Genomic DNA, 18,093 nt, shown 5'->3' with positions numbered 1-18,093 from the left:
TGACCCCGACTCGAAGGAGGTGCCCGTGCGCTCGTCCACCGGAGCCGACGCGGAGCCCAGGCCGTCCCCCGGCGCCGGGTGGCGGTCCGTCGGCCGCCGCTCTCCGAGGTAGGACGGCTGGCCGCAGGAGCGGCAGAGGCGAATGTCGCCTTCGTAGGTGCGGATTGATTCCATGGCGCGGACGGTAGCGGCGCCGGCGCAGGAGCGCGGCTGCTGATCGCCCGTTCCGGCGAATGGCGCCACGGGGCGTGGCGCCGGAAGCCGCTTCGGGCGTATAGGGGCGGGCCGCGTCACCGCACGAAACTTCCCAGCTCAACACGACGCCCCCGCTCTCATCCAGAGAGCGGGGGTGCTTCGTCGCGTATCAGCTTCAGCCGGCGGCCTTGTCGTACTCGGCGGCCTGCGCGGCGGTGAGGGCCTTGGCGACTCGTACGAGCACTGGGCCGTGGAGGAAGTCCTGCTCGGCGAAGATCGGCTGGGCTTTGCCGATGGCGTCGATGTAGTCGTGGCGGGCCTTGGCGTCGGCTTCGTTGGCGAAGACTTCGACGACGGCGCCGCTGTCGATGCCCTCTGTGGTGCTGTCGGTGCGGGTGTCGACGATGCGTGCCGCGCTCGTGTACTGGTGTGGCTTGCCGAGCAGGTGGTTCGGGTCGTTGTCGGCGGTGAGGGCCTTGATGGTCTTGGCTGTCGGGACTGCCTTTTGGATCTTGGCGGCGATGGCCGCCGCGTCCTGCGTAGCGGCGGGCTGGGCCTGCTTCGGGCTTGCCGAGGCGGCCGGGGCTGCCGCCGTACCGGCTGCTGGGGCGGTGGTTGCGGCGGCAGGGCTGGCCGTCGAGCTACTGCTGGAGCAGGCCGCGGTCGCGGCGAGCAGGCCGACGGCGAGGAGGCTGAGGGTGGTGCGGCGCATGGTCCCCCCTGGGACGTGGCGTTCGTGGTGGGGGGACGGTATCGGCCTACGGTACCGGGCCTGGCCGGTTTGGCCGACCTGTGACCAAACCGGTCAGACCTGGTCGTCGTCGAGCGCCTTCTTGGCTGCGTCCATGGAGGTCTGCCAGGCCTTGGCGTGCTGGCCGGCCTGTCGGATCTCCTCCCAGATGGGGTGGGCTCGGAGGGCGAGGGCGGCGCTGACGTACCCTCGCGCGCTGCATCGACATCCCCGCCCTGCTCGCGCGTGGTCGTCATCGCCCGGTCCGCGCGGAGGGGCAGCAGGTCGTCCGGGAGTTCGATGTCGGCCATGCCGCCACCGTAGGTGCCTCTGGCAGGATGGCGCCGACCGCCCCGTCGAGATCATGAGGTGCCTGTGAGAAGCGAGTGGACCGTTCACGGCAGCCGTTCCGTCTACAGCAGCCCATGGGTGAACTTGGACCTCGTCGATGTCGAGCCGCCGGGGCGTGCCCGCTATGAGCACCATCTGGTCCGATTCGCCCCGGTCGCGGCCACCGTGGTCCTCAACGACCGGGACGAGGTTCTGATGATGTGGCGCCACCGGTTCGCTACTGACACCTGGAACTGGGAGATCCCGTCGGGCATCGTTGAACCGGGCGAGCCCCTGGAGGCCGCAGCGGCCCGCGAGGTTCTGGAGGAAACAGGCTGGCAGGTGGATACGGTCGAGCCTCTCGCCTACAACCAGCCGATCGGCGGCATGAGCAACGCCGAGCACCACGTATTCCTCGCGCGCGGCGCGACCTACGTCGCACCGCCGGTGGACACCCACGAGGCAGACCGGATCGAGTGGATCCCGCTGGACCGTATCCAGGGCATGATCGACGCCCGGGAAATCGTGGCCGGTGTTGCGGTTACTGGGTTGCTGCAGGTGCTGGCGCGCCGTCCTTAGCCGGCCAGGGCTGGCACGGCCTCCGTGGCGATCAACTCGCAGAGGTCGGCCACCAGCGGTATCCGGGCCGCTCGTGCGGGAATGGCGGCGACCACGTCCCGGGCCCTGGAGACGACGATGCCGGTCCGATGTTCGGCCGGGATGGTGCCGAGGGCGAGCATGCCGACCTGCGCAGCCGTTGCGATCTCGCCGACTCCGATCAGGCTTGTCGCCTGGTCCATCGCGATGAGTGCCCGGTCGAGGTGTTCATCGGGGGCGTATAGGGAGAGGGCCTCGTCGAGGGCGAGCTGTGCGCGACGGGTGTCGCCGAGGGTGGTGTACATGCTGCCGATGTGCCAGCGGAGTTGACGTTCGGTGTAGCCGTAGGCGAGGTCGCTGGTGTGGCTGCTGTCGAGGCGGGCGAATGCTCGCTCGGCCAGTGTCATGGCCTGGCGGGCGTCGTCGGTGCGTCCCATGCGGGCGAGCGAGCGGGCTTCGAGGGCGGGAGCCCACGCGGCGGTGGTACAGGGAGTGTTGCCGGCCAGGAGCCGGGCGCGCTCAGCCAGGCGGCCGGCTGAGGCAGGTGCCCCGAAATAGAAGGGGATCACGGCCTCGCGGGCCACCAGCCACGCGCGGAGGGCCCGGTCGCCGGTCTCCTCGGCGGCGAGCTGGGCGCATCGAAACCACCCGCGGGCCTCTCGGTGCTCGCCGAGGGCGACGAGAGCGATGCCTGTGGTGGCGGCGAGGCGGGCGGCCACGTGGCAGAGCCGAGAACGGTGGTCTGCGTGCTGGCTCCGGCCCAGCAGCAGTTGAACCTCTGCGAAGTCCAGAACCGCGCCGCCGAGGATCTCCGCGGGCGGGGTGTGCTGGTAGGCCTGTCCGTACTCGGTGGCGCTGTCCTCCCACTGGTCAATGGTGGTGTCCGCGACCGAGCCGGTGAGGGTCTGCGTCATCTCCTGGCGGACGCTGGCCAGGGCGGTCAGAACCGGGGTCGGGAGTGTGACCCCTGCCGAGCCCAACAGGCTGCGGAGTATGGCGTGCCGGGCGTCCGCTGCGACTGGCGGTTCGGCAGCGTGTTCGTCGCGGGTGGTCGGGACAGTGGCGGGGTGCTGCTCGGTGCCGGAAGGCGTGTAGTCGATGCCGAATCCGAGCCGGTCGGGACGGGTCTGGTAGAGACGGCAGAGTCCGTCGAGGCGCGGGTCGCTGGGCCTGCTGGTGCCCTGCTCCCAGGAGGAGAGCTGCTGCACAGTCGCACGCTGTCCGACCTCGGTAAGAGCCGTCACGGCGTCCTGGAGCGTCCAGCCCCGGGCGAGCCGGGCGGCCTGGAGGAGAGAGACACCGCATTGGCTCGCGATCGACTGCACGAGCTGCCAGGAGCTCCAGCCGGATGCATCGGATTGGGCCACGAGTCGGGCGGCGTCCTGTCGGACGGTGGCGCGGGGCATCAGCGGCTCCGGGTCCGGCGTGGGTGATGTGACTCAACGTTAGGCCATGCAGGGCCGACGTCTGGGCCCGTTTCATCACGCCGTGGTGAACCCGCGGCCGCTGTTCTCAACGGCGTGGTGAAGGTGCGTTCTTTTCATAGCGGGGCCGTCATTGCCGGATTCCGGGGCTCGGGTCGATCCTCTCGTCATGACCAGCGATGACGGAGACCTGACGGTGGCGGTGGATGACCGCCTGCCGCCGACAGCTCTGCCGTTCGAGACTGCGTTGACCACCCTGTGGCAGGTCGTGCGCCAGCTCCCGATCGGCGAGTACCAGTACCGAGCGATGCACTGCCTGCTGGGCAAGGGCAGCACCTTGGAGATGGAGCGACTGCTCGACGATAGGGGTGCGGTGGACCTGCCGCTCGATCTCACCGGGGGAGGGACGGCGATCGTCCGTGTCTGGCGGGCGGGGCAGGGTAGGGCGGTGAGGTCATGACCACCGTGGTAGGCAGGCCAGATACGCCTTCCGGTGTCGTCATCACGCTGGACATCGACCGGGCCGGACGCTACGTCAGCGCCGAGTGTCAGTTCGATGCTCACTGGGCCTGTCCCGGTGGCCTGTGGGACGAGGCCGGCGCGAGGGTGCTGGTGTGCCTCTGCGGCCACCGTGGGTGCTCCTGCGCCCGCAACCTGCCTGGAGGCGCCGAGTGAGCGCCGCCGGCGGGGACCCGGTTGCCTCAAGCGAGTACGGGCAGTGCGTGACGTGCCGGAAGTGGGGCTGGGGCCCCTGGTCCGCGGACCTAACCGCCCACATTGCCCTGGTCCTGCACTGCCAGCCGAACCCGCATCACCGCGATCAGGACGACATGCCCCGATCGCCCTCTTTCTCCTCCCGGGCCTGGCGACGACACCAGGCCCGGGAGGCCGCACCACTCGATACCACCGAGAGGAGCACCATCATGACCACTCAACCGCCCCAGCCGCCGCCCGGACCGCCCGGCCCCGGGCCGATGATCCCGACGGCCTTGGGGCAGCTCGTGAGCGCGACGACGTTCGATTCCGTCGTCGCGACCGTGCTCGACAACAACGAGGGTATGGCCGTCTCGATGGCTGAGCGCATCGTGCGAGAAGCGCTCGCGTTCGTCGTCACGGGCGCCCGTAGGCCGCACCTGGCGATGGCGCCGTCCCGGATCGTGGACGAGGGCTGGCACGCGCTCATCGTCCACACCGAGGTCTACGCCGAGCTTTGCGGTCGGGCGGGCCAGTTCGTCCACCACAGCCCCGGCTTCGACCCGGACAACTTCGACCCGGACATCCTGGAGCAGACGCAGGACGCGATCAGGGTGGAGGGGTTCGATGTCGACCCGGAGCTGTGGCGGGCGCCGACGGACGACAGTCTGGTGTCCGTGGCGGCGAACTGCCAGCACGCGCCGAGCTGCAGCATCCGGCCGATGCCGAAGCCGGAGAAGCCCTGTAACAAGCCGGCGCTTGTCTAGCTGGCGCGTACGCTGCTGGGCAGCCGATAGGAGGTGCCCTGATGGGTGAGTACATCAGCCCGCGTTACGCGAATGTCGTCGCGTGGTACCGGCAGCAGCAGGAGTGTCCCGACCCTGAGCCTGCGTTTGGCTTGCCGGTTGTTCGGGCTGATGGTGAGCCTGTGGCGCCTCGCCTCGGGTTCATCATGGAGCCGATCCCGAACGAGTAGCGCGACCCCTGGCCGGCCGTACAGCGGTACGGCCGGCCTACACCCCTGATCGCCGGCTACCGGGCACCGCTGGGCCGCGCGTGAGCCGGGCCGGCCGGAGCGGTGACGTTCGACCGGCGGCGATTTCTGACCAGGGGTGATGAGCTGCTACTGTTCTTCCCGTCGAGAGGAAATGATCTTCCGAAGCGGGGATCTCTCGAACAGGCGTCAGCGGTGCTACCAGAGCACGTCCTACTTTCAGTAGGAAGAGTCCGTGCGACCCGGGCCTGGCGCTCCACCCGAAGGGGCTCGTTCCGTCCAGCGGAACGAGCCCCTTCGTCGTGTCCGCCCGGACTCGACCTGTCCGCCCTGGCCCGGACCGACACGACTGCCCGGCGTCGACGCTCCATCGCTCGCGTCCTCTTATCGCACTTTCGGCTCCGAAACCCTGTCGCTCAGCCCGGTATCAGCCAAGGTCCCGTGCCAGGTGGCTGACGGGCGGCGCTCGGTGATGGCCGACCGGCCAGCGGTTCTGCCTGTCAGGCAAGGATGACGCATCGTCACATCTTGGCTGGAATTTGCTGCTGCCGGTGTGAATATGCCATTGGAATGTTCGTCATATGGAAACCGGCAGTAGCCTTCCGTGTCGAACCTGCCACTGCTGGTGGCGATCCGGCCGGAACCGCGCTGCGCCCGGCCACCCCAGACCCCGCGAAGGAGCCGGTGTGCCGGGTATCGACGAATGTCTCTCCGGAGCGATGGCGATCGCCGGCGCCCGCGCCGCGAGCCTGGTCGACTGGAGCAGCGGACTCGCCCTCGGCAGCCTCGGAGACAGCCCGACCGGAGAGCACGAGACCTCGGCCGCCGAGGCAACCGACCTGGTACGCGCGGCCGTTGAGAGTCAGACTTTCACCGTGGCGGAGGACCGGCGGTCGCCGCTGGAGGACATCATCGTCACCGCGGGCCGCAGTTACCACCTGATCCGCTTCATTGACACCGTCTTCGACAGCCGTCTGGTACTGCACCTCTGGCTGGACCGTGCGGAGGGCAACCTCGCCGTCGCCCGCTTCCGCCTCCAGGCGCTCGCCGAGGAGCTGGTGCTGGGGTGAGCGTGACGCCCGTACGGACCACCGCAATCCGGCCAGCCCGCCGGACGGACACCCCCCGGTGGCGGCCCGCGTGACCGCCGCGCCCTCCGCCGCCCCGCCCCCCATGACCGAACCCCCCGTGACCAAGCCCCCGATGACCGATCCCCCCACCGCCAATCCGCTCACGGCCAAGGGCGCCACCGCCTCGGCCTCCTCGGTCGAGCCCGCCACCGCCCCAACCGCGACGGAACGAACGGAATCGACGATGCCGACCGGACCCGTCGCGCCGGCCGGACCCGCCCGGCCGGGGACCCCGGGCGAGGCGGTCGCCCTGCTCGCCGCCCGCCGCGCCACCGGTGCCCTGTACGGCCCGCTCGGCAGCCTCCACCTGGTCGACGGCCAGGTGACCGCCGCCGAGTCCCCGCGCTCACCCGGCCTGGCCGACCTGCTCACCGGCTGCGGGCGGATCACCCCCGAGGGCTGGGCGGACCTCCTCCGCCTCCACGGCCCCCGGGGCCGGGTCGGCGAGGCGCTGGTCGAACGCGGGCTGATCACCCGGGGCGAGCTCGAACTCGGCCACCTGGGAACGCTGTTCGACGCCGCCTACTTCACCCTGGCGGACCGGGCGGGCGGCACCTGGCGGTTCGAGCCCGATGCCCGGCACTGGCTCGGACCGGTGGCGGCGGTCGACCCGGCGCGGCTGCACCGCGAGGTCGAACGCCGGAGCCGACTCCTCGACCGGATCTGGCCGTGGCCGCAGCTCGACACCGCTCCCGTCCGCCCGGTTGAGCACACCCGGCGCCCCTCCCATCGTCCGCCCGGCCGCCGCCGGCGCGAACTGCTGGACCACGCCGACGGCCGAAGAACCCCGGCGGACCTGGCCCGGCTGCTCGGCCGCTCCGGCTTCGGCGTGACGGCGGACGTCCGCCGCCTGGCCGCCGCCGGACTGCTGGACGCCCCGCGGCCCGAGGCTCCCAGGCCCGACGCACCTCCCGTCGACGCTCTCCGCCCCGACGCCCCGCGGCACGCCGCGCCGACGGCCGTGAGGCCCGAAGTCCCCCCGCAGGGAGGGCGCGGAGCGGCCGGGGGCCTGCACCGCCGGGTCCCCGGGGCGACCCTCCGCGGGGCCGCGGCAGCCGTCCGTCCGGAAGCCGCAGCCGCCGTGCCCACCCGTCCCGACCGCCCGCCCGCCACGGCAGCGGCCCACCCGCTGACCGTCCCCGACCCGGACATCGCGCTGCTGACCCGGGTCCGAGACCTTCTGGAGGCCCGACTTTGAGCAACCCTCCGCCCGCGACCCCGCCGTACCGGCCATGAGGCGGGCGCTCAAGCAGCGTGTCGGAAGGAGACAACTGATCGCCTTGGAGACCGAGCTGCTCGCCGAAATCCGCGCCGTCAAGCGGCGCGTCCCGCACCTCGCGGGCGGCCTGGTGGCCAGCGTGGACGGCCTGCTGGTCGCCCACGACACCCACGGGACCGAACCCTCCGGGCTCGCCGCGATGACGGCGGCCTCGCTCTCGCTGGCCCAACGGCTCGCCGACACCACCGGCCAGGGCGAGTTCCGCGAGTCGCTGGTACGCGGAGAGCACGGCTACGTCGCCACCTACGCCGCCGGCGGCAGCTGCGTGCTGACCCTGCTGGCGCACCCGGACGTCAACGTCGGCCGGCTCCATCTGGAGGCCCGCCGCTGCGCGCGGCGCATCGCCGAACTGCTCAACGACGCCCTGGTGCCCAAGGACCCGCGCGACACGGGCTGACCTCGACCACCGGACCGACCGACCATCCGAAACCGCGGTCGGGCCAACCGGCCCGACCCAGCTAGCCCCACCACCCCACCGACCAACAGGAGTTGAAAGAAATGACCGACGCAGCCGGCGCGCTCAAGCAGGCCATGACCACGATCGAAGGCGCCATCGGCGCCGCCCTCGTCGACTACAACAGCGGTATGGCGCTCGCCACTCTCGACGGCCCCGGCGGTCTGGACCTCAACGTCGCCGCGGCCGGGAACACCGACGTGGTGCGCGCCAAGATGCGCACCATGGACATGCTCGGCCTCCAGGACGGCATCGAGGACATCCTGATCACCCTGTCCAGCCAGTACCACCTGATCCGCCCGCTCACCGGCCGCACCGGCAAGGGCCTGTTCCTCTACCTCGCGCTGGACAAGGGGCGCGCCAACCTGGCGATGGCGCGCCACCAGCTCACCAAGGTCGAGGCCGACCTGGAGGTCTGAGTCCGGACCGCGCAGGACGGGACCCCGGCGGCGGCTCAGGCGCCGCCGGGCTCCGTCCACCGCACCTCGCCGCCCGGCAGGCCCGCGCACACCGCGCCCTCGGCGGTCCGCACGCTCCACGGCGCGAGCAGGGCGTGCGGCGGGACGGACAGCGCACCGCCCTCGGCGAAGCCCAGCTCCAGGCCGCCGGCCAGGGTGATCCGGGCGGTGTCGACGGTCCGGCCGACCAGCGCCAGCAGGGCGGGGGTCGGACGGAAGGTCAGCGCCGGGAAGTAGTGCTCGACCTCCGCCGGCGCGGTGAAGGACGGCACCGCGAAGCGGAACTCGTGCGTCACCCGGACGGTCACCGGTCCGTCGAGTCGCAGGTCGAGCCGGTCGCCGCCGCTCACCGTCGCCACCCGCCGACCGGCCAGCACCTCGCTGATCCCGTTCCACATGCCCCCGGTGTCAGCCACCGGCCACGTCCTGATCCATCGCCCGCCCGCGTACCAGCTCGACCGGTCCGCCCACCCGCTCCCGGGCGGCCAGCGCGGCGGCCGTACGGCTCCAGGACGGCCCGTTCAGCAGCGCCCGCGCCTCGGCCGGGTCGCAGAGCCGCCACTCCATCAACTCCTGCTCCTGCAGGGCGATCGAGCCGAGCAGCTCCTGCGTCACCGTGCCGCCGTCGAACACGTACACCAGCACGGCGGTGTCCCGGCCGGTCGCCGGATCGGCACCGGGGTCGGCCGCCGTCCCCGGCTGCCAGTCCAGCGCCAGCAGTCGCCCGGGCTCGACCTCCCACCCCAGCTCCTCGCGGATCTCCCGCCGGGCAGCCGCCCGCGGCCCCTCCCGGTCCGCCTCGACCCCGCCGCCCGGCAGCGTCCAGTACGGCACCTGCCCGCGCGGCCCGTCCCACGGCCGCAACCGCACCAGCAGCACCCGATCGTTACCGTCGGTGAACAGTGCCCGCGCCTTCGCCCGGATCCGCGGCCGGGTGGCGTAGTAGGTGTCCCGGTCCATCGGCGGCGCCGGCTGGAAGGGGGACACGCCGTCCGGCATCGGTACGGCGGCCAGCCCGATGTACTCGGGTACGGGCCCGTCCGTCGTCACGTGGTCGAGCGTGTGCCCGACGGGCCGACTGTCCTCCAGCTCCAGCGGGCCGGCCGCGCGCGGCGCCCGCAGACAGGCCGTCACTCGCCGGGACAGCCGGGGCGCGAGCGCGTGCCCCACCTCCTCCGTCGTGGCCCAGGCGCACGCCCCGATCTCCGCGGCGTCCGGCCGGATGGCCGCCACCTGCTCGGCGGTCAGCGGCTCCGCCCAGTACAGGTACGCGACGATCGGTGGCCGGCGGCTCGACACCGCCCAGTCGACACAGGCCAGTGGCCCCAACCTGGGGGTGAACCCCAGCTCCTCCTCGACCTCCCGTACGGCGGTCTCCCTCGGCGACCGGTCCTGCGGTTCCCACCCGCCACCCGGGATCGCCACCGGATGCCGCCGATCGTACGGAAGCTGTACGACCAGCAGCCGCCCCCGCTCATCCGGGAACAGCACCCCGGCCGCCGCCAGGACCTCCCGCCCCCGCGCCTTCGACGCCTCCACCCCGGCTCCCTCCGTCACGCACTCCTCCACCGAGCACTCCTCCGCACCACTGCCGCACGACAATGCTCCATCCGGGGCGACATCCCCGGCCGCAGTGATGGTTCCCCCGGGGCGCCACTTCGATCAACCCGCCAGGGCCGACGCCTCACCCCAGCGACGCCAGCGCCTGCGCCGCCGCCCGGGCCATCTGCTCGTCGTGCCGCCCGCTCGCCCCGCGGAGGCGGGCGAGGCCCTCGGCCGCCGCCAGGGCGAGCAGGCCCGGCAGGAGGTCGGTGCTGCGGGCGATGACCCAGCGGGTGCCCTTGGTGGCCATCCACCACAGGTCGGCGGCCAGGCCCGGCGGAGGTTCGGCGGCTTCGGTGGCGGGTGGCGGGCCGAGTGGATGGCCGGCTTCGGTGAGCAGGTCGTGGAAGCGGCGCGCGATCAGGCGGTGTCCCTCGGCACTGGGGTGGAGGCGGTCGACGCTCAGGAGCCCGCGCTGTGCGCACCAGGGCAGGTCGGCGATGTGCAGGTGTACCGCCCGGTGCCGGGCGGTGAGCGCGTGCACCACGGTGTTGACCGCCCGCATCCGGCGGGCCAGGGGGCGGGCGAGCGGCGCCGGGAGCCGGAGCAGGGTGCCGGGGTCGGGCAGGCAGGCGGTCAGCAACACGGCTCCGTGGGCGGAGAGTTCACCCAGGGTGGCGTCCAGTTCCAGGGTGGTGCGCCGGATGTCGAAGCCCGTCCGCAGGGTGTCGTTGCCGCCGACCACCACGGCCGCGAGCTGGGGCGGCGCGGCCAGCGCCGCCGGGAGCTGACGTGTCGTCAGGTCGGCCGTCAGTGCCCCGCTGTACGCCAGGTTGGTGAACTCGACCTCCCGGCCGCCCCTTGCCAGCGTGTGCGCCAGCATGGCGGCCCAGCCGCGCCACTCCTCGCCGACCTGGTCCCCGATCCCCTCCGTGAGCGAGTCCCCGAGCGCGACGAAGCGCAGCAGCTCGCCCGACGCCGGTCGTTCCTCCGCCGCCCGGTCAGGCCCGGTGTCCAGCACGCTCATCCCAACCCCCCTCGGCCGCTTCGGAGTTCCGTACGCCATGCGCTGCCAGGAAGGCCGCCACCGCGGTTGACCAGCCGTACCGCTCGGCCTGCGCCCGGGCGGCCGCGCGCCGGGTCCCCTCCGGCCGCCTCAGCAACTCGCGGACGGCACAGGCGAATCCGGCCCCGGTGTCGACGGCGGGCACCCCGGCGAGCCCGATCAGCCCGGGGAGCGCGGAGGAGCGGCTGACCGCGACGGGCGTGCCGCAGGCCAGCGCCTCCATCGCGGCCAGACCGAAGGTCTCCACGGGCCCGGGCGCGAGCACGACGTCCGCGCAGCCCAGCAGCCGGGCCAGCGCCTCGCGCCGGTTCAGGTGCCCGAGGAAGCGCACCGGCAGCCGCAGCCGGGCGGCCCGGGCGGCCAGCCGCTTCCGCAGCGGCCCGGTCCCGGCCACCACCAGGACGGCGGGCAGCCCGCGCGCCCGCAGCCGGGCCAGCGCCTCGACCGCCCGCTCGGGCCGTTTCTCCGCCGACAGTCGCGAGCAGAGCACCAGCAAGGCATCGTCCGGTGCCGCGTACCGGGCCCGCTCCGCCGCCCGTTCGGCCGGCGGCAGCGGCCGCATCGCGTCCAGGTCGACCCCGAGCGGGGCCCGGACCAGGTTGGGCACGCCGATCCGGCGGAACTCCGCCGCCGCCCAGTCGGTGGTGCAGAGCACCGAGTCGTAGGCGCGGGCCGTCGCCGCGTTGAGCCGGTCGGCGGCCGCCGAGGCCAGGGGGCCGGGCAGGCCCCAGGTGCGCAGCACCCCGGTGGCGCTCTCGTGCGAGACCATCACCGAGCGGACGCCGTGCCGCCGCGCCCAGGCGCCGGTCCAGCGCAGGGTCGTCCGGTCGGAGACCTCCAGCCGGTCGGGGCTGAGCCGGGTCAGTTCGGCGGCCACCGCCCGCCGGTCGGCGAGCAGCCGGTAGCCGCCGCTGGCCGGCAGCGCCGGGCCGGGCAGGGTGACCACCAGGCCCTGCCCGGTCTCCTCCACCGTGCGGCATTCGCCGGGCACGATCAGCACCGGTCGGTGCCCGGCCGCCCGGTACCCGGTGCCGAGGTGGCGCAGCGCGGTGCGCAGGCCGCCGGAGACCGGGGTGACGAAGTTGGCGAGCCGGACGATGGTCAGCGGGTCGGTCATGCCGACAGCTCCTCCGGCAGGACCGGTACCACCGGGGCGACCGAGGCCGAGGACGGGGGAGCGGGCGGCAGCGGCAGCCCCCGGTGCTCGGCGAGCACCTCGTCGTAGTGGCGGAGCAAAAGGTCCCCGACCGCCTCCCAGGTCCGGGCGGCCACCTCGGCCCGCCCGGCCGCCCCGTACGAGGCCCGCCGGGCCGGGTCGGCGGCCAGTTCGGCCACCGCCCGGGCCACCGCCGCGCCGTCCCGGGGCGGCACCAGCAGACCGGTGCGGCGGTGGGCGACCAGGTCCAGCGGGCCGCCGGCGGCCGGGCCGATCACCGGCACGCCGCTGGCCATCGCCTCCTGGATGGTCTGGCAGAAGGTCTCCAGCGGGCCGGTGTGCACGAACACGTCCAGCGTCGCGAAGCAGCGTGCGAGTTCCTCACCGGTGCGGCGGCCGAGGAACACCGCGCCGGGCATCGAGGCCTTGAGTGAGGGCGCCGACGGCCCGTCCCCGACCACCACGACCCGCACCCCGGGCAGGGCGGAGGCCGCCGCCAGCAGGTCGACCCGCTTCTCGGGCGCCAGCCGCCCGACGTACCCGACCAGCACCTCCCCGCCGGGCGCGAGCGCCCGGCGCAGCCCCTCGTCGCGGTGCCGCGGGTGGAAGCGCACCGAGTCCACCCCGCGCGGCCACAGCTGCACCCGGGGCACTCCGTGCGCGGTGAGGTCCTGCGCGGCCGGGGTGGACGGCGCCAGGGTGCGGGCGGCCGCCCGGTGCACGGCCCGGATTCGCCGCCAGGCGGCGGCCTCCCCGAGCCCCCGTCCGGCCCGGTAGGCGTGCGCGTACCCGGCCAGGTCGGTCTGGTACACGGCGACGGCGGGCACCCCGAGCCGCGCCGCGACCGGCATGGCGCGCGCGCCCAGCACGAAGGGGCTGGCCAGGTGCACGATGTCCGGCCGGTGCCCGGCGACGGCGGCGGTCAGCTGCCGGCTCGGCAGCGCGATCCGCACCTGCGGGTACCCCGGCAGCGGCATCGAGGGGATCCGCACCACGGGGATCCGCTCCGCCTCGGTGCCGGAACTGAAGGTCTGCGGTGAGCACTGGGCGCCCCGCACCGGCGCGGGGGTGACGACGAGGGGTCGGTGGCCCCGGCGGACCAGGTGCTCGGCCGTCCGCAGCACGCTGTGGGCGACTCCGTTGACCTCGGGCGGGAAGGATTCGGTGACGATGACGACGCGCATGCCAGTGTTCTGTCCGCGCCCGGCATGCTTCCGGCCAAAGGGATCTGTCGTACAAGCGAACGCGGGTCGGCGATTTGCACCACCGACCCGCGTGTTCAGCCAGATGTCATCTCAGGCCGACCCGGCCGCCTCCTTGAGTTCCGCGTACGGCGCGAGCTTGCGGATCGACTCGATGCTCTTGAGGCAGTCGTCCTTGCTCTCGTACGGGTCGCCGGTCACCACGACCGACCCGTTGCTCGCCTTGAGCCGGAACCGGTGCATCCCGCTCTCGTCCTTGTACAGTTCGAACTTCCCAGCCATGCCAGTCGACACCTCTCGCTCGGGTAACACCCCCTCGCACCGCACCGTAGGTCCAACCCCATTGCGCCGCCCGCCGGCTGAGGCATCCGAGGGACGAAGTCGACCAGCCGGGGATCGGAGGAGCCCGGGTTGGAGGCGGCGCCCGCGCCCGCGTCGTAGCGGAGGGTCAGCGCCCCTGCGCCGGGCCGCCCGGAGCCGATCCCGTTCTTCGGCGAGCTCGGCAGCGTCAACCCGGTTGTGGTGCTGCCCGGGGCCGCCGGCGCGGATGCCGAGCGCATCGCCGAGGGCTACGCGGTGTCGCTGACGATGGGCACCGGCCAGTTCTGCACCAATCCCGGACTGCTCTTCGTCCCCGAGGACCCCGACCTGCTCCAGCGGATCGCGACGGCCATCGCCAGGAGCACGGGCGGTGCGATGCTGTCGCCCGGCATCCACGACAGCTACCTTGCCCGCCACCACGGCCGCGGGCCACACCTCGGTCGGCGCGACGGCGATCAACCGCTGGTTGGTACCCGTCACCTACCAGGACTGGCCCGACTCCCTCCTGCCCTCCGAACTGCGGGCCGGGAACCCGCTCGCCGTCCCCCGCCGCCATCATCCCTGACCCGGTGGCGGTTCCTGTGCCCGCCCCGGGAGAGATTCCCCGGGCGGGCACAGGCGTTGAGGGGCGATCCGTCGCCGGGGATTCTGCCGCGTCCGCGCGCCGGACGCGGCACGTGGGCGGCGGGCTCAGGCGCCGTTGAGGCGCTCGGCGATGGTGCGGAGGATCCGGGCCTGGTGGTGGACCAGGTAGAAGTGGCCGCCGTCGTGGACGTCGAGGGAGAAGCCACCGGTGGTGTGCTCGGACCAGGCGGCCGCCTCCTCCTCGGTGACCATCGGGTCCTCGGTGCCGATGAGGACGTGCACCGGGCAGTTCAGCTTGGCGCCGGGCCGGTACTGGTAGGTCTCCGCTGCCTTGTAGTCGTTCCGGATGGCGGGCAACGCCATTCGCAGCAACTCCTCGTCGCCGAGCACCTGCTCGTCGGTGCCGCTGAGCTCCCGGAGCTTGGCGATCAGTTCGGTGTCGTCGCCGAGGTGGACGGTGCCGCCCTCGCGGTGGCGGGAGGGGGCGGGGCGGGCCGAGACGAAGAGCGCGCTCGGGACCGTGCCGGCCTCCTCGAAGCGGCGGGCGAGTTCGAAGGCGAGGCTGGCTCCCATGCTGTGGCCGAAGAACGCCACCGGGCCGTCCGTGGTGCGCCGGAGCACGGGGAGGAGCTGATCGGCCAGCTCGTCGATCGACTCGACCAGCGGCTCCGAGCGGCGGTCCTGCCGGCCCGGGTACTGGACCGCCACCACGTCGCAACCGGGGGCCAGCGCGCGGGACATGGGGAAGTAGAAGGTGGCGCTGCCGCCCGCGTGCGGGAGGCAGACGAGGGTCGGGGCGCCGGGGCCGGCCTGGTGGTAGCGGCGTATCCAGAGCCGGTCGGTGGTGACGGTGCTCGTCATGGGTGGTGCTGTCCTTCCGGGGATCGTCAGCGCGGCTGCTCGGCCGCGATCTCCGCGTACCGGTCGCGGAGTTCGGACAGGATCGGATGATCCGTCGCAAAAGGTGCGGAGCCGATGGCGGAGATCGGCCTGACGCCGACCGCGGCGTTGGTGGCGAACGCCGCCTCCATGAACGGAAGCTGGTCCAGAGTCACGGTCCTTGACACGCAGTGGTCGTGAATGCCGGTCAGCAGCGCCTCGGTCACGCCGGGCAGGTGCTCCGCCTGCGGCCAGACCACCTGGCGGCCGTCGAAGAAGCCCACGTTCCAGGTGGCGCCCTCGGAGATGCCCAGCTCGTCGCCGTGGAACAACACGTCATCGAAGCCGTCGAGTTGTGCCGCGCGGCGCAGGTGCAGGCTGTCGAACAGTCCGGTGTGCTTCACCCCGGCGACCTGGCGCAGGTGCCTGACCGGCTGCACGCGCATCGGCCCCTGCGGAACCGGCGGTGCGGGGCGCGTGGTGACGAGGATCCTCGGGGCGGCCGGTCCGGCCGGGTGAGTGAGGCTCAGATCCGGGTCGAAGACGGTGATCCGGACGACCGCATCACCATCCGTCAGATCCACGGCGCGGCACAGTTCTTGACGGACCTGATCCAGGTTCAGTTCGGTGCCGAATACCGTTCGGCAGTCCCGTTCCAGCCGCGCGAAATGCAGTGCGAGTCCGCGTATTGCGCCGCCCTCGACGCGCATGGTTGTGAAATGGCCGTAACCGATTAGTGCGAGCGACGTAATCTCGTCGACACCCAATTGTCGCTCGTCGAGCTCTTCCATGGCGCATAGTGTTCCACCTGCGAGGTTGCCTGACGATAGTGATGATCATCACCCCCCGGGAGGGCATTGTCGCAGCCCGTGGTCATCTGGCAAGATCACGACCGCTCACCGGTGGGTAACCGTCACCGGCTTTGGCACTATTCAGACTGGAACCGGGGGGGGCGTCAGTTGATCGAGAAGTTCGAGCGCGCAGCCGAGGAAGCGGGTTTCGTTCTCGACGCCTCGCAGATCGCCGCGGCCGAGCGGCTTTCCGTGCTCGCCGGCGAGTTGTCCGGCCGGCGCCGGTTCTTCGGCGGAAAGCAGCCGCGCGGCGTCTACGTGTGGGGGCCGGTCGGGCGCGGCAAGAGCTGGCTGACCGGGGTCTTCTACGAGGCGCTGCCCGTGCGCAACAAGCGCCGGGTGCACTTCCACGAGTTCTTCCGCGAGTTCCACGCCGTCTACGCTCGGCACCGCAAGGAACGGAACGCGTGCGACCTGGCCGTCGCCGAGCTGCTGAGCGACTGCCGACTGCTGTTCTTCGATGAGTTCCACGTGCACGACCCGGGCGACGCCATGATGATGGGCCGCGTCCTGACCTCGCTGTTCGACCAGAAGGTCACCCTGGTGACCACCTCGAACTACCCGCCCGACGGCCTGCTGCCGAACCCGGTCCACCACCACATGTTCGAGCCGACCATCAAGCTGCTCGAAGGCAACCTGGACCTCCTGGAGATCGCCGGCCCGCAGGACCACCGCGCGGAGAGCACCGCCGGGGCGGCCCGTTCGCAGTTCCAGCGCGGCGCCTACATCTGGCCCGGCACCGAGCAGCAGCTGCGCGAGGCCGGACTCGAACCGCCGACCGAGGGCGAGCGGCAGCGCATCGACATCGGCGGCCGGGACCTCGTGGCCCGCGCCGTGCGCGAGGACCTCGTCTGGTTCGACTTCCACGAGCTGTGCGACGAACGCACCTCGACCATCGACTACCTGGGCCTGGCCGACCGGTTCGGCACCTGGGTGCTCTCCGGACTGCCGGAGCTGACCGCCGGCAGCAGGGACGCGGCGCAGCGCTTCGCCAACCTGGTCGACGTCCTGTGCGACCGGGACGCGAAGCTCTACCTCGTCGCCGACGGCCCCCTGGCGGACTGCCTGCGGGGCGACGCCCTGCCCATCGACATCAACCGGACCGCCAGTCGCCTCACGCTCCTTCCGGGCTCTGCCACGCCGGGTGCGACGCAGGCGACCAGACAGGCGTGAACGAGGACCGGGCGGCGGTCCGAGGCCGCCGCCCGGCCGTGGCGAATCCCGTAGGAGGAGCAAGACCAGAACGGCCTGGACGGGGCGGCGGACAGTGCCGACGGCCGGATGTCGGCGTTCACCGTCACCTTCTGGTGGTCGCTGGGCGCGGCGGCCCTCGCCGCGCTGACCGCCCTGACGCTGGCCCTCGCCCAGCGGCGCGCGGCCACCTGGCAGAAGGCCGGGGCCTGACATGTCACTCACCGCGCCGCGCCGCGTCGACGAGCGGCAGGACGAACTCGCCGAACTCGACCGGTCCCTCATCCGGATGATCCGGCGCCGCGCCGAACTGGTCGGCGCGATCGAGGCGGAGCGCCGGGCCGCCGGCCTGCCCCGCACCGAACTCACCCGGGAGATCCGGATGTTGCAGGAGTACCAGAGCGGCCTCGGCCGGCCGGGCGTCCGACTCGCCCTGCTGCTGCTCGAACTCGCCCGCCAGCGGTCGTAGCCGGACGGCCGGAGCCGCATCCGGGCGACGCCGCCCAGCCGTACGAACCCGATGAGAAACAACTGATGGGAAACACCACATGACCGAGATCTCGGCCATCCTCGACGCGATCCTCAGCTCCGACGCCACGTCGGCCGACTTCGCAGCGATCAAGCTCCCCGAGTCCTACCGGGCGGTCACGCTCCACAAGGACGAGGAGCAGATGTTCGCGGGCCTGGACAGCCGCGACAAGGACCCTCGCAAGTCCCTTCACCTCGACGACGTCGCCCTGCCCGAGCTGGGCCCGGGCGAGGCCCTGGTCGCCGTCATGGCCAGCGCGGTGAACTACAACACCGTGTGGAGCTCGATCTTCGAGCCGGTCTCCACCTTCGGCTTCCTGGAGCGCTACGGCCGCCTGTCGCCGCTCACCAAGCGCCACGACCTGCCGTACCACGTCGTCGGCTCCGACCTCGCGGGCGTCGTGCTGCGCACCGGCGCCGGGGTCAACGCCTGGAAGCCCGGCGACGAGGTCGTCGCCCACTGCCTCTCGGTCGAACTGGAGTCCCCG

Annotated in this window: 23 protein-coding genes; 13 read left to right on the top strand and 10 right to left on the bottom strand. The window is 72.5% G+C overall.

Annotated features, from left to right (window positions below; translation table 11 throughout):
* Positions 1-370: 370 nt before the first annotated feature.
* The gene (locus ACIRYZ_RS40290) at positions 371-907 is read right to left on the bottom strand and encodes a hypothetical protein (RefSeq protein WP_402953623.1); all 537 of its coding nucleotides are present in this window, start codon (positions 905-907) and stop codon (positions 371-373) included.
* Between the two features lie 447 nt (positions 908-1,354).
* Here ACIRYZ_RS40290 and ACIRYZ_RS40285 point away from each other — a divergent pair, with 447 nt between their 5' ends.
* Positions 1,355-1,834, top strand: a complete 480-nt coding sequence (locus ACIRYZ_RS40285) for an NUDIX hydrolase (protein ID WP_402953622.1) — start codon at positions 1,355-1,357, stop codon at positions 1,832-1,834.
* Here ACIRYZ_RS40285 and ACIRYZ_RS40280 read toward each other — a convergent pair.
* Positions 1,831-3,258: a helix-turn-helix domain-containing protein gene (locus tag ACIRYZ_RS40280; protein ID WP_402953621.1), complete on the bottom strand. Its 1,428-nt coding sequence runs from the start codon at positions 3,256-3,258 to the stop codon at positions 1,831-1,833. The two genes, ACIRYZ_RS40285 and ACIRYZ_RS40280, sit on opposite strands and share 4 nt — an antisense overlap.
* 187 nt (positions 3,259-3,445) lie before the next feature.
* Between ACIRYZ_RS40280 and ACIRYZ_RS40275 the strand changes: the two genes are divergently transcribed.
* From ACIRYZ_RS40275 to ACIRYZ_RS40245, 7 genes are all read left to right on the top strand, one after another.
* A complete protein-coding gene (locus ACIRYZ_RS40275; protein WP_402953620.1) occupies positions 3,446-3,736 on the top strand; it encodes a hypothetical protein in 291 nt (96 codons plus the stop codon).
* A complete protein-coding gene (locus ACIRYZ_RS40270) occupies positions 3,733-3,951 on the top strand; it encodes a hypothetical protein (protein ID WP_402953619.1) in 219 nt (72 codons plus the stop codon). Before ACIRYZ_RS40275 ends, ACIRYZ_RS40270 begins: the two co-directional genes overlap by 4 nt.
* A gap of 248 nt (positions 3,952-4,199) precedes the next feature.
* The gene (locus tag ACIRYZ_RS40265) at positions 4,200-4,736 is read left to right on the top strand and encodes a hypothetical protein (protein WP_402953618.1); all 537 of its coding nucleotides are present in this window, start codon (positions 4,200-4,202) and stop codon (positions 4,734-4,736) included.
* 913 nt (positions 4,737-5,649) lie between these two features.
* Entirely contained in the window at positions 5,650-6,033 is a 384-nt protein-coding gene (locus ACIRYZ_RS40260) for a hypothetical protein (RefSeq protein WP_393030396.1), read from the top strand.
* A 133-nt stretch (positions 6,034-6,166) separates the two neighbouring features.
* Positions 6,167-7,291 carry a hypothetical protein gene (locus ACIRYZ_RS40255; RefSeq protein ID WP_402953617.1) on the top strand — a complete coding sequence of 375 codons (1,125 nt, stop codon included), beginning with the start codon at positions 6,167-6,169 and terminating at the stop codon, positions 7,289-7,291.
* Positions 7,292-7,373: 82 nt separating this feature from the next.
* Positions 7,374-7,769 (top strand): roadblock/LC7 domain-containing protein, encoded by a 396-nt coding sequence (locus tag ACIRYZ_RS40250; RefSeq protein ID WP_402953616.1) that lies wholly within the window; start codon positions 7,374-7,376, stop codon positions 7,767-7,769.
* Between the two features lie 101 nt (positions 7,770-7,870).
* On the top strand, positions 7,871-8,245 hold the full coding sequence (locus ACIRYZ_RS40245) for a hypothetical protein (protein ID WP_387626093.1): 375 nt from the start codon (positions 7,871-7,873) through the stop codon (positions 8,243-8,245).
* A 35-nt stretch (positions 8,246-8,280) separates the two neighbouring features.
* Here the strand turns inward: ACIRYZ_RS40245 and ACIRYZ_RS40240 are convergent, their stop codons facing one another.
* From ACIRYZ_RS40240 to ACIRYZ_RS40215, 6 genes are all read right to left on the bottom strand, one after another.
* Positions 8,281-8,700, bottom strand: coding sequence for a DUF6188 family protein (locus ACIRYZ_RS40240; RefSeq protein ID WP_402953615.1), 420 nt, complete (start codon positions 8,698-8,700; stop codon positions 8,281-8,283).
* Positions 8,693-9,841: an NUDIX hydrolase gene (locus ACIRYZ_RS40235; protein WP_402953614.1), complete on the bottom strand. Its 1,149-nt coding sequence runs from the start codon at positions 9,839-9,841 to the stop codon at positions 8,693-8,695. The genes ACIRYZ_RS40240 and ACIRYZ_RS40235 overlap by 8 nt, the downstream gene beginning before the upstream one ends.
* Positions 9,842-9,968: 127 nt before the next feature.
* The gene (locus tag ACIRYZ_RS40230; RefSeq protein WP_402953613.1) at positions 9,969-10,853 is read right to left on the bottom strand and encodes an SGNH/GDSL hydrolase family protein; all 885 of its coding nucleotides are present in this window, start codon (positions 10,851-10,853) and stop codon (positions 9,969-9,971) included.
* Positions 10,828-12,009 (bottom strand): glycosyltransferase, encoded by a 1,182-nt coding sequence (locus ACIRYZ_RS40225; protein ID WP_402953612.1) that lies wholly within the window; start codon positions 12,007-12,009, stop codon positions 10,828-10,830. Before ACIRYZ_RS40225 ends, ACIRYZ_RS40230 begins: the two co-directional genes overlap by 26 nt.
* Positions 12,006-13,232 carry a glycosyltransferase family 4 protein gene (locus tag ACIRYZ_RS40220; protein WP_402953611.1) on the bottom strand — a complete coding sequence of 409 codons (1,227 nt, stop codon included), beginning with the start codon at positions 13,230-13,232 and terminating at the stop codon, positions 12,006-12,008. The genes ACIRYZ_RS40225 and ACIRYZ_RS40220 overlap by 4 nt, the downstream gene beginning before the upstream one ends.
* Before the next feature lie 111 nt (positions 13,233-13,343).
* On the bottom strand, positions 13,344-13,532 hold the full coding sequence (locus tag ACIRYZ_RS40215) for a YegP family protein (RefSeq protein WP_380610341.1): 189 nt from the start codon (positions 13,530-13,532) through the stop codon (positions 13,344-13,346).
* 445 nt (positions 13,533-13,977) lie between these two features.
* Between ACIRYZ_RS40215 and ACIRYZ_RS40210 the strand changes: the two genes are divergently transcribed.
* Positions 13,978-14,136, top strand: a complete 159-nt coding sequence (locus ACIRYZ_RS40210) for a hypothetical protein (RefSeq protein WP_402953610.1) — start codon at positions 13,978-13,980, stop codon at positions 14,134-14,136.
* A 125-nt stretch (positions 14,137-14,261) separates the two neighbouring features.
* Here the strand turns inward: ACIRYZ_RS40210 and ACIRYZ_RS40205 are convergent, their stop codons facing one another.
* Positions 14,262-15,017, bottom strand: coding sequence for a thioesterase II family protein (locus ACIRYZ_RS40205; RefSeq protein WP_402953609.1), 756 nt, complete (start codon positions 15,015-15,017; stop codon positions 14,262-14,264).
* A gap of 26 nt (positions 15,018-15,043) precedes the next feature.
* Positions 15,044-15,826: an aminotransferase class IV gene (locus ACIRYZ_RS40200; protein WP_402953608.1), complete on the bottom strand. Its 783-nt coding sequence runs from the start codon at positions 15,824-15,826 to the stop codon at positions 15,044-15,046.
* A 168-nt stretch (positions 15,827-15,994) separates the two neighbouring features.
* Here ACIRYZ_RS40200 and zapE point away from each other — a divergent pair, with 168 nt between their 5' ends.
* The 4 genes from zapE to ACIRYZ_RS40180 form a co-directional block, all read left to right on the top strand.
* Positions 15,995-17,059 (top strand): cell division protein ZapE, encoded by a 1,065-nt coding sequence (gene zapE / locus ACIRYZ_RS40195; RefSeq protein ID WP_402953607.1) that lies wholly within the window; start codon positions 15,995-15,997, stop codon positions 17,057-17,059.
* A 108-nt stretch (positions 17,060-17,167) separates the two neighbouring features.
* A complete protein-coding gene (locus tag ACIRYZ_RS40190; RefSeq protein WP_402953606.1) occupies positions 17,168-17,290 on the top strand; it encodes a hypothetical protein in 123 nt (40 codons plus the stop codon).
* Between the two features lies 1 nt (position 17,291).
* Positions 17,292-17,546 carry a chorismate mutase gene (locus tag ACIRYZ_RS40185; protein ID WP_402953605.1) on the top strand — a complete coding sequence of 85 codons (255 nt, stop codon included), beginning with the start codon at positions 17,292-17,294 and terminating at the stop codon, positions 17,544-17,546.
* A gap of 88 nt (positions 17,547-17,634) precedes the next feature.
* Positions 17,635-18,093: alcohol dehydrogenase catalytic domain-containing protein (locus tag ACIRYZ_RS40180; protein ID WP_402953639.1), on the top strand; the 459-nt coding region annotated here is incomplete at its 3' end.

It is taken from the genome of Kitasatospora sp. NPDC101155, assembly GCF_044768305.1.
In the GTDB taxonomy this organism is placed as follows: Bacteria; Actinomycetota; Actinomycetes; order Streptomycetales; family Streptomycetaceae; genus Kitasatospora.
The sequence above is the reverse complement of the archived record's forward strand: the minus strand, read 5'-3'. Positions and strand labels throughout refer to the sequence as shown.

Excerpts from the sequence above, each read along its gene's own strand:
- ACIRYZ_RS40290 (WP_402953623.1), bottom strand. The coding sequence starts at position 907 with ATGCGCCGCACCACCCTCAGCCTCCTCGCCGTCGGCCTGCTCGCCGCG.
- ACIRYZ_RS40280 (WP_402953621.1), bottom strand. The coding sequence starts at position 3,258 with ATGCCCCGCGCCACCGTCCGACAGGACGCCGCCCGACTCGTGGCCCAA.
- ACIRYZ_RS40275 (WP_402953620.1), top strand. The coding sequence starts at position 3,446 with ATGACCAGCGATGACGGAGACCTGACGGTGGCGGTGGATGACCGCCTG.
- ACIRYZ_RS40270 (WP_402953619.1), top strand. The coding sequence starts at position 3,733 with ATGACCACCGTGGTAGGCAGGCCAGATACGCCTTCCGGTGTCGTCATC.
- ACIRYZ_RS40265 (WP_402953618.1), top strand. The coding sequence starts at position 4,200 with ATGACCACTCAACCGCCCCAGCCGCCGCCCGGACCGCCCGGCCCCGGG.
- ACIRYZ_RS40255 (WP_402953617.1), top strand. The coding sequence starts at position 6,167 with ATGACCGATCCCCCCACCGCCAATCCGCTCACGGCCAAGGGCGCCACC.
- ACIRYZ_RS40245 (WP_387626093.1), top strand. The coding sequence starts at position 7,871 with ATGACCGACGCAGCCGGCGCGCTCAAGCAGGCCATGACCACGATCGAA.
- ACIRYZ_RS40230 (WP_402953613.1), bottom strand. The coding sequence starts at position 10,853 with ATGAGCGTGCTGGACACCGGGCCTGACCGGGCGGCGGAGGAACGACCG.
- ACIRYZ_RS40225 (WP_402953612.1), bottom strand. The coding sequence starts at position 12,009 with ATGACCGACCCGCTGACCATCGTCCGGCTCGCCAACTTCGTCACCCCG.
- ACIRYZ_RS40220 (WP_402953611.1), bottom strand. The coding sequence starts at position 13,232 with ATGCGCGTCGTCATCGTCACCGAATCCTTCCCGCCCGAGGTCAACGGA.
- ACIRYZ_RS40215 (WP_380610341.1), bottom strand. The coding sequence starts at position 13,532 with ATGGCTGGGAAGTTCGAACTGTACAAGGACGAGAGCGGGATGCACCGG.
- ACIRYZ_RS40205 (WP_402953609.1), bottom strand. The coding sequence starts at position 15,017 with ATGACGAGCACCGTCACCACCGACCGGCTCTGGATACGCCGCTACCAC.
- ACIRYZ_RS40200 (WP_402953608.1), bottom strand. The coding sequence starts at position 15,826 with ATGGAAGAGCTCGACGAGCGACAATTGGGTGTCGACGAGATTACGTCG.
- ACIRYZ_RS40190 (WP_402953606.1), top strand. The coding sequence starts at position 17,168 with ATGTCGGCGTTCACCGTCACCTTCTGGTGGTCGCTGGGCGCGGCGGCC.
- ACIRYZ_RS40185 (WP_402953605.1), top strand. The coding sequence starts at position 17,292 with ATGTCACTCACCGCGCCGCGCCGCGTCGACGAGCGGCAGGACGAACTC.